The organism is Cobetia sp. 1CM21F (genome assembly GCF_023161745.1).
GTDB classification, from domain to species: Bacteria; Pseudomonadota; Gammaproteobacteria; order Pseudomonadales; family Halomonadaceae; genus Cobetia; species Cobetia amphilecti.
On sequence record NZ_JALNTQ010000002.1, the window covers coordinates 804,404 to 820,688 of the forward strand.

Below are 16,285 nucleotides of genomic sequence, written 5' to 3' on the forward strand. Positions count from 1 at the left end.
ACCTCTCGATAACTATCCTCAACGCTTCATGCAGTGCCAGACGGCCTGAACATGCGTTGCGCTGCTCGTCTGCAAAGGGCGAAGAATAGCGCTAATGACTTACATAATACCAGTCGATTAGATTACTCATACCTCGATATTGGCCATGTACCCATATTGATGATACTTGCGCGAGATTAGCGTGTTACCGCCATGGTACGGGTTTGACTATCTCGTGCGCACCTTCCCATTCTCCTCGACGTTGCCAATGCAACACCTTCCATTTGCGCCCAAGCGCACAAAACGTCGAGGAATTTCATATGAACATCGCAAATCGTGGCGTACGTCAACTGGCCGACTCTTCCCGCAAGATCACCCTGGAACAGGGCGGCCTGGTGGAGCACTACCCGACTCCCAAGACGGACACCACCCCCTTGCGCCTGCCGCTTGCCTCGCAGTACTGGCCGGAGGCAGTCCACGAGGAGCTGGCACGCCAGCATTGGAGCAAGGCTTCCATCACCTCCCAGATCGACCTCGAGGCCTGGCAGGGCTTCCTGAAGGACCTGCCGCGTGACCCCTACGTCAACACCCGCTGGAAGCGCATGTCCTGGCTGCACCTGAACGACCAGCATGAAGTCGAGACGCTGGGCGAATGTCCGATGGCCCAGGGCGGCAAGTTCAATGACGCCGCCAGCATGGCTGACCGTCTGCGCTATTACGCACCGCTGGAAGAGAGCTTCACCGAGCGCGAGGATGTGCGCGCCTTCGTGAAGGCCTGGGCCGACATGTGGGGTATCGGCCCGCGTGAACCGATCCTGATGCAGATCACCGGCGTGCGCGGTGATGGCACCATCGATCCTCTCCAGGGTCAGGGCATCCACGCCGATGGCTGCAAGTACCTGAGCATCCTGGTGCTCAACCGCGAGAATGTCAGCGGTGCCATCAACACCCTCTATCAGGACAAGGCAGGCAAGGAGCTGCTGACCACCACGGAGCTGGCACCGGGCGAGGTCCTGCACATCCACGATGACCAGCTGTTCCACAGTGTCAGCTCCATCACCCAGGAGAACGCCGGCGAGCACTTCGAGCGCTTCATCATCATCATCAACTGCTCGTTCATCGACGAGTTCCAGAACCGCATGCTGCGTCGTCATTTCCCGGACGCCGTCCTCAACGACTGCGAGTGAGCAACGGATTGCTCGCGAGCCATCGCAGCGAGACGCATCGCAACTTGCGGCGTCGTCTCATCTGAAGCCCCGCCGCGCAGAAGCCACGATGCCGATGCCCCCCGATACGTGAAACCCTGTTCTGAGCGCCTGAATCCCTGAGCGCCCAAGCGCCTGAACACCTGAGCACCTGAGTATCTAAGTACCCAAGTGCCTGAGTACCTGAGCGCCCGAGCCTCATGGCGTCAGATGCAGGAAAGAAGAAGGAGAACCTGCCATCAGGTGACGCACTGTCACAAGATGCGCGCCGACGAAAACGTGCATGTGCAGCACCCAGCGCCAGCCGGGCCACCGGCTGGCGCTTTTATATGCCACAGAGCGCCCGCTTCGTTCGCGCTTGCCTTGAATCATGCATCTGCCCTGTTACACGATTCTTCCTTCTTCTCTCCTCTCTCCTCTCTCCTCTCTCCTCTCTCCTCTCTCCTCTCTCCTCTCTCCTCTCTCCTCTCTCTTCTCTCTTCTCTCTTCTTCATTCTGATCTCTTCAGCCTTTCCTTGTTCTCGCTTTTTCCTCCTTCACCCCCTCCTCTTGTTCTGCTCTCCCGCACCGCCGCGCTTTGCATTACTCTGGGGTCTTGCGCTTGGCACTCTCGCCTGTCGTCGAGACGCGCTTGATTGCATCGTCGCTTTGGCGGCGCTGCCCTCCCCTCTATGCATCAGGGACCTCTCATGACCTTTGAAAGCGGGCTGACCTTCTTCATTGCCATCTTCCTGTTTGGCATCACCCCCGGGCCTGGCATCCTGGCACTGCTGGCGCGCGGCATGAGCCAGGGAGGCAATGCCTGCGTGCCGATGGCCGTGGGCATGAGTCTCAGTGATGTCTGCTACATGCTGGCGGCGGTGTTCGGCCTGTCGGCACTGGCCACGCATTGGGGCGAAGTCTTCGTGGTCATCCGTATCCTGGGCGCCGCCTACCTGCTCTATCTCGGCTACAAGTTATGGACGAACTCACCGACGCTGGAGGAAGCTGAGGTGCCCAGGCTACGCGGCAACTGGTGGAAAGGGTTTCTGCAGGGCTTTCTCATCTCGGCATCCAACCCCAAGGTCATCCTGTTCTACATCGCCTTCCTGCCCACCTTCATGGATATCACCCGGCTGTCTGGCAGCGATATCGTGATCGCCGCCGGACTCAACCTGAGCGCACTGCTGCTGGGCGTGGTGCCGGTGGGCTATCTCGCCGGGCGTGTCCGCCGCTATCTGCGTTCGGCGAAGGCGGTCAAACGCCTCAATCGCAGCGCCGGCGGCCTGATGATCGGGGCAGGCGGCTATCTGGCATTGCGCGGCTGACGCCTGAACGACGCTCCATGTGACGCGAGCGCCTTGCACAAACACAAACGCCCCTGCCGATTGGCAGGGGCGTTTGTGTCGAGAGGCATGGGGTGGGATTGCAGAGCGCTTGCGCTCAGCCCACGGCGTCAGTGCACGTTGTCGGCGCTGACGTCAGCACCAGTGCCCTGCGCTTGTCGTCATTACTGGCGGATGCCTTCGATGACCAGATACAGGTCGACGGTGGCGGCATTCGGGCCAAGCTTGGAGGTGTCGATGCCGTAGTCGGCGAGCTTCAGCGTGGTAGTGCCTTCAAAGCCCTGACGGTAGCCGCCCCACGGGTCTTCACCGCCGCCGATATGATCCACATCCAGGGTCACGGGCTGCGTCTGGCCGTGCAGCGTCAGGTCGCCCTTCAGCTTGCCGGAACCATCGCCGGTGGACTCGAAACCGGTCGAGGTGAAGGTTGCCGTCGGATATTGGGAGACATCCAGGAAGTCGGCCGACTTGATGTGCTTGTCGCGTTCGGCGTGGGCGCTGTCCAGGCTATCGACATCGACTTCTACCGACACCTTTGCATCTTCCGGCTTGCCCTGGTCATAGGAGAAATCACCACTGAACTCCTTGAACTGCCCCAGCACGTAGGAATAGCCCAGATGGCTGATCTTGAACTGGATGAAGGCGTGCTGGCCATCGGTATCGATCGTGTAATCGGAGGCCTGTGCCTGCCCCGCCATCAGCGGCAACGACGCCGCCATGAGACCTGCCACCAGTGACTTGCCGAGGAAGGATGTCTTGTTCATGTTGGTGCTCCTTGAGAGGTTTCGTCACATCTGGCGTTCGAGCGTACCCAACGCCTTCCTTTTCGTCAGCGCAGCGGCCGAATCATGCGCCGCAACGTGTCCTGCCCATCCAGCAGGTGATGCTTGAATGCCGCCGCCGCATGTCCCAGCGACAGGATGATCAGCACACAGGCAGCATACCAATGCACCTCACCTGCCAGCGATGCCTGATCCTTCAGCCCCGAGATCACTGCCGGCACTTCGAAGAGATCGAATACCTTGATGCCACGCCCGTCAGCGGTGGAAATGAGGTAACCCGAGATCATCACCACCAGCATCAGCACGTAGAGCAGCACATGCCCGACCAGCGCCGCGCGCTGTTCATTGCGCGTGCCGTGCGCCTGCGGGGTCGGCTGGCTCCAGCGCCAGGCGAGCCGCACCAGCGTCAGCACCAGCAATATCACCCCGACCGAGCGATGCCACCACGGACCGAGCTGGTACCAGGCATCGTAATAGCCAAGCGACGTCATCCACCAGCCCAGCGCGAAGAGCCCGACGACGGCCAGCGCCGACAGCCAATGCATCACGATGACAGGCCAGCCCCAGCCCCGTCGAGAATTTCGCCACATGAGGTGCTCCTGATGACAGTCTCCACCTGACCATCGAGCTGGCAGGTTCTTTGAGCAAGAGCTTAACCAGTGCCCGAACGGACGCCAACCCTTGCGGGTAACACCAGCGAAATTGTCCAGAGACACCAACGCCCGGCAGAACCGGGCGTTGGTGTGCAAAGGCAGGCGTTACGGGGCTCAGCTCGCGAGGCGATCAAGCCCGCGCGCCAGATCACGCTTGATATCGTCGAGATCTTCCAGACCGACGGCAATACGCAGCAGGCCCTCTTCGATGCCGGCGGCCGCTTTCTGGTCATCGCTTAAGCGACCGTGAGTCGTGGTGGCCGGGTGCGTGATGGTGGTCTTCACGTCGCCCAGGTTGCCGGTGATCGACAGGATGCGCGTCGCATCGACTACCGACCAGGCCGCCTCGCGACCACCCTTGACCACCACCCCGAGCACCGCACCGAAGGCCTTCTGCTGGGCCTTGGCCAGTTCATGCTGCGGATGGCTCTCAAGTCCGGAGTAATGCACCCGCTCGATGGCCGGATGCGCCTCCAGCCAATGCGCCAGCGTCAGCGCGCGTGCACAGTGGGCTTCCATGCGAATGTTCAGCGTCTCCAGGCCCTTGAGGAAGACCCAGGCGTTGAAGGGGCTCAGGCACGGCCCACAGGTACGCACCACACCATAGACCTCCTCCATCAACGAGGAGCTTCCCACCACGGCACCACCCAGCGTCCGGCCCTGGCCATCGAGATACTTGGTGGCGGAGTGGATGACGATATCGGCACCCAGCGTCAGCGGGCGCTGCAGAGCCGGCGTACAGAAGCAGTTGTCGATGGCGAGCCAGGCGTCGTTCTCATGGGCCAGCGCCGCCAATGCCTTGATATCGCCGAGCTCGGACAGCGGATTGGACGGCGTCTCGGCGAACAGCAGCTTGGTGGCCGGCGTGATCGCGTCGCGCCAGGCGTCCAGATCCTTCAGTTCGACGAAGCGCGTGGTGATGCCCAGCTTGCCGAAGTACTTGGTGAACAGGCTGACACTCGAGCCGAAGATGGAACGCGACGCGACGATTTCATCGCCGGATTCCAGCAACGCCAGCACGGTGGACATGATCGCGGCCATGCCGGAACTGGTCGCCACGCAACGCTCACCGCCTTCCATCGCCGCCAGGCGCTCCTCGAAGAAGCGCACCGTCGGATTGGTGAAGCGCGAGTAGATGTTGCCGGCTTCATCGCCCCCGAACTTGGCTGCGGCCTCAGCGGCGCTGCCATAGACGAAGCTTGAGGTGGTGTAGATGGGCTCGCCGTGTTCCTGCTCGGCACCGCGCAGGTGACCGGCACGGATGGCGAGCGTCTCGAGGCCCAGCTCATCGCGGGAAAGACCGGCGCGGGAAAGATTGTCGTCGTGCATGGTGTCCAGTACCTCTACTGATGGAATCTACTGTCCTGTGAATCACGATCCAGCGTCACGCGCCGCTGTGACATGTCGCGTCTTCAGCATTTCGGGTCGCGTCGACAGCAAGAAGAAGGAAAAGCGATGCGCCAATGTTACCGGTTTTGAACGCGCAACGGGCCCCGGATTTCTCCGGAGCCCGTTGCGGTTCGCTCATCGCGTGATTGCCTGCCGAGGATGGCAGGCAGCCGGATCAGTCGAGATCTTCCGAATCGTTGTGCAGATCCACCACCGCGTGGGTCTCGCCGGCGCTCTTGGCGCCATCGTTGCGCGAGGCACGCAGGTCGTTCAGATAGGCTTCGTCGATATCGCCGGTCACGTAGACGCCGTCGAACACGGAGCAATCGAACTCATCCAGCGCCGGATTGACTTCACGACAGGCGTCCTTCAGGTCGTCGAGGTCCTGATAGAACAGACGGTCAGCGCCGATCAGGTCCGCGATTTCCTTCTCGGTACGGTCATGGGCGATCAGCTCTTCCGCCGCCGGCATGTCGATGCCGTAGACGTTGGGATAGCGAACCGCCGGTGCTGCCGACGCGAAGTAGACGTTCTTGGCGCCCGCTTCGCGCGCCATCTGGATGATCTCGTTGCAGGTGGTACCGCGCACGATGGAATCATCCACCAGCAGCACGTTCTTGCCGGCAAACTCGATATCGATGGCGTTTAGCTTCTGACGCACGGACTTCTTGCGCAGTGTCTGACCCGGCATGATGAAGGTACGGCCGATATAGCGGTTCTTCATGAAGCCTTCGCGGTAAGTCACTCCCAGATGCTGGGCCAGCTCGAGGGCGGAGGTACGCGAGGTATCGGGGATCGGAATCACGACATCGATGTCCTGCTCCGGCCATTCCCGTACGATCTTGTCGGCCAGCTTCTCGCCCATGCGCATGCGGGTGCCGTAGACGTAGGCACCGTCGAGCAGGGAGTCCGGACGCGCCAGGTAGACGTGTTCGAAGATGCACGGCTTGAGGACCGGATCATCCGCGCACTGCAGGGTGTGCAGCTCACGCTCCATGTCGATGAATACCGCTTCACCCGGGGCCAGGTCACGGATCAGCTCGAAGCCGGCGACGTCGAGCGCCACGGATTCGGAGGCGATCATGTACTCGACGCCTTCGGCGGAGTCACGCTTGCCGAAACACGCCGGACGGATGCCGTGCGGATCACGGAAAGCGACCAGGCCAGTGCCGTTGATGATCGAGACGGCCGCGTAGCCGCCCTTGCAGCGACGATGCACACGACGCACGGCATCGAACACATCACCGGCGCCCAGACGCATGCCCTGCTTGCCCAGCTCGTGAGCGAAGACGTTGAGCAGCACTTCCGAATCGGAGCTGGTGTTGATGTGACGCAGATCAGAGGAGAACAACTCCTGCTTGAGCTGGTCGGAGTTGGTCAGGTTGCCGTTGTGCGCCAGCGTGATGCCGTAAGGCGAGTTGACATAGAACGGCTGTGATTCCGCCTCGCTGGAGGAACCGGCGGTCGGGTAGCGAACATGGCCGATCCCCATGTTGCCCTTGAGACGCTGCATGTGACGAGTGCGGAAGACATCACGCACCAGACCATTGCTCTTGCGCAGCAGGAAACGACCTTCGTGCCAGGTCATCATGCCCGCGGCGTCCTGCCCGCGGTGCTGCAATACGGTCAGCGCGTCATACAGCGCCTGGTTGACCGAGGCGTTGGCCATCAAACCTACAATCCCGCACATCCCGTCATTACCTCACTAATACACACTTGGATAGGGAAGCGCACGCTGGCGACTGCCGGCGCCCGTCCATATGGCAATATGAGTGCTCACACGGCGCAATTGTCAGGCCTGCCCCCCATGCAGGCAACACCTGACCGATGGGTCAACCCTTCGACGGCCCCGCATGAGGCTTCAGCAACGCGTGCCGAATGCCGAAAACGACAACGCCGGGCCACGATGCCCGGCGCTGAAGATCCTGCCTGTCACTGCTCACCACCCGCATTGCGGCTTGCGGCCTCGCCAGCGGTGCTGCCTCTGAGCAACGCCTCCAGCGAGGGCTGGTCCTGCGTGGCATCCTGGCGCGTGAACGACTGCAGCGCCTGCTGGCTGAGGCTGTCGCTCAACGCACGCCCTTCTCGCTGGGCGCTGTCGATCAGACCGCTGGCCTGCTGCTTGAGCCGGGAGCCGCTGGTGGAATCCGGCAGCGACACGCTCTGGCCCCAGTCACCGCCCGTATCCCACTCACGATAGCGAGCCAACGACCAGTCGCGCAGCTGCTCAAGCGTCGGCCGCAGCTGGGCGGCCTGCCAGTCGGCGCTGTCACGCAGGGGCGTCAGCCCCACCACGGCGGTGATCAGCACCAGTATGACCGCCGCGCGCAAGGCGCCGAACACACCGCCGAGCAGACGATTGAAGCCGCCCATGCCGACCGCATGAATCAAGCGTTCCAGCAGGCGCAACATCAGCCCCCAGAGCAGCACGCACGCAATCACCACCAGCACGAAGCCGACCGCGGTGCGAATGCCCGGCGAGACGATCATCTCTTCGAGCAGGCCACCCACCTCGGCGCCGAACTGGCGTGCCGCGACCAGTGCCACCAGCCAGCCAGCCAGGCCCAGGGCCTCGCTGAGCAGGCCCCGCATCAGTCCCAGCAGTACCGAGATACCGATCAGGCCCAGACATAGCCAATCGATCCAGACCAGCTCGTTCACTCACCCTCCTTGCGTCGTACCAGCAGGCCCTTGATATTGACCTGCTGCTGCAGGCGCGAGCGTGCGGACTCACCGATCTCGGAGGACTTGTACGGGCCGACGAAGACAACGGTCAACTTGCTGCCACGCGGGATACGGTATGCCGCGAAACCCTTGCCCTGCAGCTCCTTCTGGAGACGCTCGGCGTTGGCCGGGTCACCGAAGCTGCCGACCTGCACGGCCCAGCCACCGGCGGAAGATGACGGCGCATTCGAGGCAACCGCAGGCTTCGGTTCAGGCTTGGGCGCGGGCTTGGGTTCAGCCTTGGGAGCAGGCTTGGGCTCCGGCTTGGCAGCGGGTTCCGGTTCCGGTTCCGGCTTTGACTGCGGCTCGCTGCTGGCCACAGAGCGGGTCGGCGACAACTGCTCGGCCTCGGCGACACGGCCTTGGGACTCGGAACCGCTGTCACTGCCGGCACCCGGGGCACTGTCACGCACCTTGCCGTTGCTGTCGACGAAGGTGATCGGCACATCCGTGCCGATCTTCAGCTCGCTGGGCGGCTGCGGCTCATCGACGTTGGAGCGATCGATATCCACCGGCTTGCCAAGCGTCATCACCGGACTCGGGCGCTCATCACGGGCCGGCGGCTCATCGAAGAGCATCGGGATGAAGATCACCCCCAACGCCAGCAGGATGACCGCACCGCTGATTCGCTCGCGTTTGCCATATTTCATTGTGACATCTCCCTTGCACCCGAAATCCCGGACCCGCCGCCGGCCTGCATCAGGCCTGGGCGTCGAGCCACATCAATGCTTCACCGACCGTGAAGAAGGAACCACAGACCAATACTTCTCCAGCGCTCGTCTCGCGTACCAACCATTCGGCTGCAGCGGTGACCGTCTCGCACTCCGCCAGCACCTCACCACCACAGTGGCGGACCACGGCGGCAAGCTCACTGGCCTGACGGCTACGCTCGCCATCCAGGGTGGCGACGACGAAGCCGTCCACCACCGGTGCCAGCGCCTGTATCACGCCAGCGGCATCCTTGTCGCCCAGCATGGCGAGCAACGCCCGCCGCGGCTGAGTGGCAGGATCCCGCGCGCAACGCAGGTCATGAGCGGCAAGACGACTGGCCAGATAACTCGCGGCATGCGGGTTATGGCCGACATCCAGACACCAGTCACGCCCGTGACGAGTCAGCCACTGCATGCGCCCCTTGAGCTTGACGCTCGCCATGGCCTGCTGCACGCATTCGGCGTTGAGCTCGATACCGGCCTCGACCAGAGCATTCAGCGCACTGGCCGCGTTGTCACGCGGCAAGCCCGGGTCTGGCAGCGCATCGAATGTCAGCGCCGGTGCCGACAGGCGCTGCCATTGCCATTGCGAGGCAGCCGAATGGTCCGTGCTGCCATCCACACTGCCCTTCACACTGCCATTTACAAATTCAGCCGCGGCCTGCCAGCGAAAGTCCTGCCACAGCACCTGCGGTGTGACGCCCAGCGAGCGAGCATGCGCCGCGCAACTGGACGGCAGCACATCCGAGCCGAATACGGCCGGCTTGCCGGCGCGCAGAATCCCGGCCTTCTCGAAGCCGATGTTCTCGAGGTCGGTACCAAGAAACGCGGCATGGTCCTGTGCGACCGTGATGATCATCGCGACATCACAGTCGATGATGTTGACGGCATCCAGACGCCCGCCCAGGCCGACTTCCAGAATCGCGAGCTGCGGTTGCTGCTGAGCGATCAGCCACAGCCCGGCCAGCGTGCCGGCCTCGAAGTAGGTCAGGCTGATCACACCCTCGTCATCCACCGGCTCACCATTGGCTGACAGCCCGGAGTGGCGCGCGGAATCGACCTGCTCGAAGGCCGTGACCAATGCCGCATCACTGACGTCGTGGCCATTGAAGCTCAGACGCTCGTTGTAATGCAGCAGGTGCGGAGAGGTATAGGTGGCGGTGCTCAGCCCGTGGGCACGCCCCAGCGCCTCGAGCATGGCAACCGTCGAGCCCTTGCCGTTGGTGCCGGCCACGGTAATGATGCGGCCACCGAGCCGACGCGCACCCGCCCCGACCAGACCGAGACGCCTGGCCACACACAGCACTCGGGCAAGGCCCATATCGATACTGACGGGGTGCTGATACTCGAGGCGCGTCAGCCACTCATCCAGCGAGAGGCCACGCGGCACGGCATCATGCAGGGGGGAAAGCTGCCACGAAGCGGCATCCAGCGGAGGGAGTGAGGAAGACTGCAGCACCTCATCGGTGCTGCAGCTTGCCGGGGCGGAGCCCTGCTCAGCCATCGCGACGTTCGCCTTGCGGCTTCTCGCTGGTGAAGGTCTCGTCGAGCACGCTGTCCACGGCGGAGCGCGGCTCGGCCGGTGCTTCGACAGTCGCATCCGCCTCGACGGATTCTTCTTCGACGACCGCATCCGCGACCGGCAGATTGGCGGCGTTGACCGGCATGCCCTGCAGCTTGAGCAGGATGCTGGACAGGCGCTCACGCATCTCGCGGCGGTGGATGATCATGTCGACGGCGCCATGCTCGAGCAGGAACTCGGAGCGCTGGAAACCTTCCGGCAGCTTCTCACGCACGGTCTGCTCGATGACACGCGGACCGGCAAAGCCGATCAGGGCGTTCGGCTCGGCGACATTCAGGTCACCCAGCATCGCCAGCGACGCAGACACGCCACCGAAGACCGGATCGGTCAGCACGCTGATGTACGGCACACCAGCCTGCTTGAGCTTTTCAAGCGCCGCGGAGGTCTTGGCCATCTGCATCAGGGAGAACAAGGCTTCCTGCATGCGAGCACCACCGGAGGCGGCGAAGCAGACCAGCGGGATGTTCTCGGCCAGCGCAAGCTCTGCTGCACGCACGAACTTCTCGCCGACGATGGCACCCATGGAGCCACCCATGAAGCTGAACTCGAAGGCCACGGCCACGACCGGCTGACCGGCGAGAGCACCGCGCATGGCGACCAGCGCATCCTTCTCGGAAGTCTGCTTCTGGGCAGCGCTCAGGCGATCCTTGTACTTCTTGGAATCGCGGAACTTGAGGCGATCGACCGGCTCGAGATCCGCCGCGATTTCCTCGCGGCCTTCGCTGTCGAGGAACCAGGACAGACGCGCACGCGCAGTGAGACGCAGGTGGTGGTCGCACTTCGGGCAGACGTTGTCGTGCTTGGTCAGCTCCGGAAGGTACAGGACTGCTTCGCACTTGGGGCATTTACGCCACAGGCCGTCAGGAATGGAGGTACGCCGATCCTTGCGTTGGATACGGCTCATTGACGGCACAATCTTGTCAAGCCAGCTCATGGTGGGGAGGCTTCCGTTTTGCTGCTGTTCTGGGCACCGCTCGACGACTGTCGGCGGCCATGCGAGTTGGCACATATTCCAGGGCGTTCACGCCCCCGGCAATATGGCGGGCAGCTACCATCACAGGGCAGTGCCAATGGAAAAGACCGTGCAACCCATTGGTCGTACGGCCACTTTTCCGAATTCTGGGGGTCATTGTAGCGGCTTCGCCCCCCTTGCGGGTAGTGCGAGATGCCAATTGAGCGTTGCGGCCCTCGCCGCTTGGGACGAAAGCAACGCAAGGGCCACAACGCTTGCCGGCAAATCAGCGCTGCTGGCGGACTGCCTGACAGAATGCCTGCATGCGCTCGGCACTCTTCTCGCCGGGCGCGGCTTCCACACCACCGGAGACATCGACCGCGTAAGGGGCGACCTGCGCCACCGCCGAGGCGACATTGCCTGACTCGAGCCCCCCGGCCAGGATGACCGGCAGCGGCAGATCGGCGGGGATGCGCGACCAGTCGAAGGTCTCGCCGGTGCCACCGGGCACGCCGGGACGATAGGCATCCAGCAACAGGCCACGCGCGTCATGGTAGCGCGCCGCCTGCGCGGCGAGATCGATCCCGTCACGCATGCGCAACGCCTTGATATAGGGCCGCCCAGCCGCCCGGCACTGCTCCGGCGTCTCATTGCCATGCAACTGGAGCAGATCGAGATGTGGCGCCGCAGCGGCAATCTCTTCGGCGCTGGCATCCACGAACAGGCCGACCCGCGTCACGAAGGCCGGCACGCACGCGGCAAGCTCGGCCAGCCGCGCCACATCGACCGCACGCTTGCTGCCCGGCCACAGCACGAAGCCCAGCGCATCGGCCCCTGCCGCCACGGCGTCGCGGATATCCTGCTCTCGCGTCAAACCACAGATCTTGATCCGGGTACGCTGGCTCGCTCGAGCGCTCATCTCGGTCATGGGATCACTCCGTTCAACGTGAGGATTCATTCTGGGTGGCAGCCGTCAGCGTGTCATCCTCGGCGCCTGCCGCAGGGTCGCCTGCCGCAGGGTCGCCTGCCGCAGGATCGCCTGCCGCAGGAATCGCTTGCTCATGCTCGCGACTGAGGCGCTCGGCTTCACGGGCCACGTTGGCCAGCCGGATGGCTTCCTGCTCACTGAGCTTGCCCGCCGCGCGCGCCTCTTCGGCACCCTCGGCCTCGGCGCGTACCATGCGTGAGCGCACCATCGGGCAGTCCGGCAACGGGCGCTCGCCCGTCCACTCGCCAAGATGTGCGACCAGACCAGGACCCAGGGGTTCCTTGGGCAGCGCATAGCGCGGCGGATAGATGACATCGACGAAGTGAAGCCCTGTCGCCGCTGCCGTCGCGCTCGAGCGCGTGCGATCTCCTCCGCGCATCAGCTCGACGATCCACTCGACAGGCTTTTCGCCACGCCCGATGGCCATCAAGGTGCCCGCGATATTGCGCACCATGTGATGCAGGAAGGCATTGGCCTGGATATCGATCATGACTATATGGCCATGGCGACTGACTTCAATGAAGTGCACGTGGCGGCGCGGCGAGCGCGACTGACAGCCTGCGGCGCGGAACGCCGAGAAATCCAGCTCGCCCACCAGATGCGCCGCCGCGGCCTGCATGTCGGCGACATTGAGCGGCTCGCGACACCAGGTGACATTGTTGCGCTCCATCACCGGCCGAAACGGCTGGTTGATGATCATGTAGCGATAGCGACGGGCGATGGCGCTGAAACGCGCGTGGAAATCATCGGGCACCGGCACGGCCCAATGAATCCCGATATCGGGGGGAAGGTTGACGTTACCGCCCATGCGCCAGGCCTTGCGACTGCGGCCCACGGGGGTATCGAAATGCACGACCTGACGCACGGCATGCACACCGGAATCGGTGCGGCCACTGCAATGCACGGTAATCGGCGTGGAGGCGACCTTGGACAAGGCCTTCTCGAGCGCTTCCTGCACGGAGGGGGCGTGGCTCAGACGCTGCCAGCCACAATAGCGGGTGCCATCATATTCAACGCCCAGAGCAATGCGCCCCGGGCGTTTCTCGTTATCATCCAACGGTGTAAAAAAGGGCATCAGGTCAGACCAAAGCGCTCCATCAACGCCAGCGCCTCTTCACGGACCATGTCATCACTGGCAGTAGCGAGCGGCTCAAGCAGCGCAGCCGCCTGATCATCATCGCCATCCACCAACAACTGACGGGCTTCCTCGAGCTGTTGGAATGCCACGGTATCCTGGGCGCCAGCCCCAAACCCTGCCGACTCGACAGAGGGATAGGCATTATCCTGATCCCCAGACTCGAACGCCACTTCCTCGACCTCGAATTCCGAGATATCACGCCGCGGCACGTCCACCTCTTCCAGCGTCATGCTATCCAGTGACGGCAACTCGTCCATGCCATCGACTGCGGCTGAAGGCTTGCTGGACACCTCATACGGCTTCTGGCTCGCAGCGCTGCCTTCACTTGCACCACTGCTCTCACTTGCAGCACCGTTCTTCTCGCTCGCGGCACCACTCTCGAGCGCGGAGTGGTCATCCAGCTCTTCACGCAGTGAGGTAAACTCGACGGACTCGCCCTTGAGCGCGCTATCCGCCGCCTTGGATGCCGCGGCATCAGTGCCCTTCTCGCCATCAGCGTGACCAGCATCCCCCAGCGTCAATTCCGGCGCCTGGTAATCGATCACGTTGTCGCTGTTGAAGTGGCTCTCACGCACGGGCGCCTTCTCGAGATCCTCGCCCTTGAGGCCCGGCTCGAACGCGACGCCTTGATCGGCAGCGTGCTCGACCAGCGGTTCGCTCACGCCCTCACTGGCATGCGATTCGCTGTCAGGCAGCGCGCTAGCATCGTCCTGGTCATCAAGGGGGGCGTCAGAGCCCGTGGCGGATGCATCTGCCGGGCCGCGAGCCGCATCATCGGCCTTGTCACGCCCTTCAAGCGGCGCGCGAGGCGCTGCCGCCTGCTGACTTGCTACCCCCGACAGATAGGAGACCTTGCGCCCCACCTGACTCGCGCCGCCGCCTGCGACAGCACGCAGCGCACTGCTTGAGACGCTGTAGCGATCCAGCAGCGCCTGGGCCTCGAAACGTTCTTCCTCATTGCCGGCCGCCAGCACCTGCTCACCTTCATGATGCAGGGCTTCGGCGTTGCCAAGCTCGCCATGGACTCCCATCAGCTTGAGGCGCAGGTCCTGGCGTGCGGGATCTTCCACCAGACCGGCCTCCAGCAGGGCCTGGGCCTGATCGAAGCGGCCGTAGGCGATGAAGATGTCCGCCTCGCTGATCGCAGCCGCTTCCGGCTGGGAGAGCGGCTCGAGGCTACCGGAACCCCGGCGCGCTGCCACGTTGGCATCTTCAGACGCGGATGACTTGTGACCTGCGGCAGCAGCGGCAGTCGAGGCCGCAAAGGTATCCGGGAAGACGCGCGGCTTGTCCTGGTCGGGCTCTTCATTGCCGCGGACCGCATCGGCAAAGCTCATGTTCTCATCACCCCCGGAACCGGAGCGGCGACGCAACAGCAGCAGCAACAGAAGCAGCAATGCCCCGGCCGCCCCGCCGACGATAGCCAGGTTGTCCTGCACCCACTGCCAGGTCGCCTGGGGCCACGGCTGCTTGGGCAACACCAGATTGCCCTCGCCGTCGCGCGGCTGACCGAGGTCCACCCCGGCGGCGATCAGGCTTTCCGGCAACGCCAACGGCGAGATGCCACTGTTGACGAGCAGACGATTCTGTTTGGCGAGCAGCACCTTGGCCGTCTCGAGCTGCTCGGTACGCTCTGCCAGCGACGCTCGCAGCTCGCCGACTTCGTTGCGCAGGGAGGCCACTTCGCTGCGCAGGTCATCACGCTCCTGCTCCAGCTGATCGAGGCGTTGCTGATTGGTCAGCAGCTGGTCTTCCAGCGACTCGAGGCGATCGGACAGTTCATCGATCGCCTGCTGACTACCCGCGGAGATCTGGCCACTGGCTGCTGCCGCCTTGGGCTTGCTGCCGTCTTCATCCAGCAGCGTCAGACGCGGCTTGCCATCGGCACCCGCGCTGGCGGGCCCGCTCGGTGCGGCCGTGGCCGCAGGCGCAGCACTGGCGGAGGGCTCGTTCGATGTGCTGGCCGCAGCGGTTTTCTTGCTGGCCGGAGCCGGCACGGTCTTGCCCTGCGCGCCCGCGACCCACTGCTGATACTGCTGACGCACTTCCTTGTCAGCCTCGGTACGCGAACGTCCCAACATGGTGCTGCGGTCCGGCACGCTCAGCACCACTCCCGCACGCAGCTTGTTGATATTGCCGCCCGGGAAGGCCCTGGGGTTGGCTTCCTGAATCGCCAGCATGGCCTGACGGATGCTGACACTGGCATCCGGACGCACGCGACGCGCGATCGTCCACAGCGAATCACCGTTGCGCACCTTGATGCTGGAGGGCGGCGTGCTGGATGACGCACTGCGCGAGGCAGCCTGGCTGGGCTGGGCATTGTCGCGGAACACCACGGAACGCGTCGGCGAGGAATCATTGGTGGCCAGCGGGCGCGAGCGCGCGCCGGCAGGTGTCACCAATGACGGCTGACTCGAATAGCCCGCCGGATCGAACAACAGGGTCACCTGACGCTGCAGCTTGCCATTGGGCCATTCGACATCCAGCAGCAGGTCCACATAGGGCTCACGTACCGCGCCATTGGTGGACAGCTGGAGGTAGTAGCGCCCACCCTGCTGCTTGACGGCAACCTTGATGTCATCGCTGACATAGCTGCGATCGACGCCCGCTCGCGTAAAGGCGGCAGAATCGGCAACGCCGGCCTTGATGAGGCTGGCATCGAGGCCCGAGGTATCCGTGAGGCCGATGCGCGCGTCCAGTGGCTGATTCAGATTCGAGCGCAACCGCGGCGATTCCATGCCGACTGCCAAGGCCTGAGCACTGTAGACGGCGAACGACACCGCCAGTGCGAGAGGAAGCTTGCGTCCCATTGAGTGTCCCTTCGTATGCGGCCGAATCATTGCCCGGCCTGCGCATTA

14 protein-coding genes are annotated in these 16,285 nt (G+C 63.5%); 2 read left to right on the forward strand and 12 right to left on the reverse strand.

Going from position 1 to position 16,285, the window contains the following annotated elements:
- Nucleotides 1-299 precede the first annotated feature (299 nt).
- Nucleotides 300-1,166 (forward strand): 2OG-Fe dioxygenase family protein, encoded by an 867-nt coding sequence (locus tag MSG32_RS09130; protein WP_084589647.1) that lies wholly within the window; start codon nt 300-302, stop codon nt 1,164-1,166.
- A gap of 386 nt (nt 1,167-1,552) precedes the next feature.
- Here the strand turns inward: MSG32_RS09130 and MSG32_RS18000 are convergent, their stop codons facing one another.
- Nucleotides 1,553-1,678 (reverse strand): hypothetical protein, encoded by a 126-nt coding sequence (locus MSG32_RS18000; protein ID WP_282460322.1) that lies wholly within the window; start codon nt 1,676-1,678, stop codon nt 1,553-1,555.
- Between the two features lie 195 nt (nt 1,679-1,873).
- Here MSG32_RS18000 and MSG32_RS09135 point away from each other — a divergent pair, with 195 nt between their 5' ends.
- Complete coding sequence (locus MSG32_RS09135) at nt 1,874-2,491, forward strand: LysE family translocator (RefSeq protein ID WP_248379224.1); 618 nt, start codon at nt 1,874-1,876, stop codon at nt 2,489-2,491.
- A 182-nt stretch (nt 2,492-2,673) separates the two neighbouring features.
- Here MSG32_RS09135 and MSG32_RS09140 read toward each other — a convergent pair whose 3' ends face one another.
- The 11 genes from MSG32_RS09140 to MSG32_RS09190 form a co-directional block, all read right to left on the reverse strand.
- Nucleotides 2,674-3,273, reverse strand: coding sequence for a YceI family protein (locus tag MSG32_RS09140; protein ID WP_043336921.1), 600 nt, complete (start codon nt 3,271-3,273; stop codon nt 2,674-2,676).
- Between the two features lie 65 nt (nt 3,274-3,338).
- The gene (locus MSG32_RS09145) at nt 3,339-3,881 is read right to left on the reverse strand and encodes a cytochrome b (RefSeq protein ID WP_248379225.1); all 543 of its coding nucleotides are present in this window, start codon (nt 3,879-3,881) and stop codon (nt 3,339-3,341) included.
- A 177-nt stretch (nt 3,882-4,058) separates the two neighbouring features.
- Nucleotides 4,059-5,273 (reverse strand): O-succinylhomoserine sulfhydrylase, encoded by a 1,215-nt coding sequence (locus MSG32_RS09150; protein ID WP_043336917.1) that lies wholly within the window; start codon nt 5,271-5,273, stop codon nt 4,059-4,061.
- Between the two features lie 235 nt (nt 5,274-5,508).
- Complete coding sequence (purF, locus tag MSG32_RS09155; RefSeq protein WP_043336916.1) at nt 5,509-7,023, reverse strand: amidophosphoribosyltransferase; 1,515 nt, start codon at nt 7,021-7,023, stop codon at nt 5,509-5,511.
- A gap of 242 nt (nt 7,024-7,265) precedes the next feature.
- A complete protein-coding gene (locus tag MSG32_RS09160; RefSeq protein WP_248379226.1) occupies nt 7,266-7,994 on the reverse strand; it encodes a CvpA family protein in 729 nt (242 codons plus the stop codon).
- The gene (locus MSG32_RS09165; protein WP_248379227.1) at nt 7,991-8,707 is read right to left on the reverse strand and encodes an SPOR domain-containing protein; all 717 of its coding nucleotides are present in this window, start codon (nt 8,705-8,707) and stop codon (nt 7,991-7,993) included. Before MSG32_RS09165 ends, MSG32_RS09160 begins: the two co-directional genes overlap by 4 nt.
- A 49-nt stretch (nt 8,708-8,756) precedes the next feature.
- A complete protein-coding gene (locus MSG32_RS09170) occupies nt 8,757-10,271 on the reverse strand; it encodes a folylpolyglutamate synthase/dihydrofolate synthase family protein (protein ID WP_248379228.1) in 1,515 nt (504 codons plus the stop codon).
- Nucleotides 10,264-11,283 carry an acetyl-CoA carboxylase, carboxyltransferase subunit beta gene (accD, locus tag MSG32_RS09175; protein WP_213113867.1) on the reverse strand — a complete coding sequence of 340 codons (1,020 nt, stop codon included), beginning with the start codon at nt 11,281-11,283 and terminating at the stop codon, nt 10,264-10,266. Before accD ends, MSG32_RS09170 begins: the two co-directional genes overlap by 8 nt.
- A 304-nt stretch (nt 11,284-11,587) precedes the next feature.
- Nucleotides 11,588-12,220, reverse strand: a complete 633-nt coding sequence (locus tag MSG32_RS09180) for a phosphoribosylanthranilate isomerase (RefSeq protein WP_248379692.1) — start codon at nt 12,218-12,220, stop codon at nt 11,588-11,590.
- A 22-nt stretch (nt 12,221-12,242) separates the two neighbouring features.
- Nucleotides 12,243-13,364, reverse strand: coding sequence for a tRNA pseudouridine(38-40) synthase TruA (gene truA, locus MSG32_RS09185; protein ID WP_348983970.1), 1,122 nt, complete (start codon nt 13,362-13,364; stop codon nt 12,243-12,245).
- Nucleotides 13,364-16,237 (reverse strand): FimV/HubP family polar landmark protein, encoded by a 2,874-nt coding sequence (locus tag MSG32_RS09190; RefSeq protein WP_248379229.1) that lies wholly within the window; start codon nt 16,235-16,237, stop codon nt 13,364-13,366. The genes truA and MSG32_RS09190 overlap by 1 nt, the downstream gene beginning before the upstream one ends.
- Nucleotides 16,238-16,285: the final 48 nt, after the last annotated feature.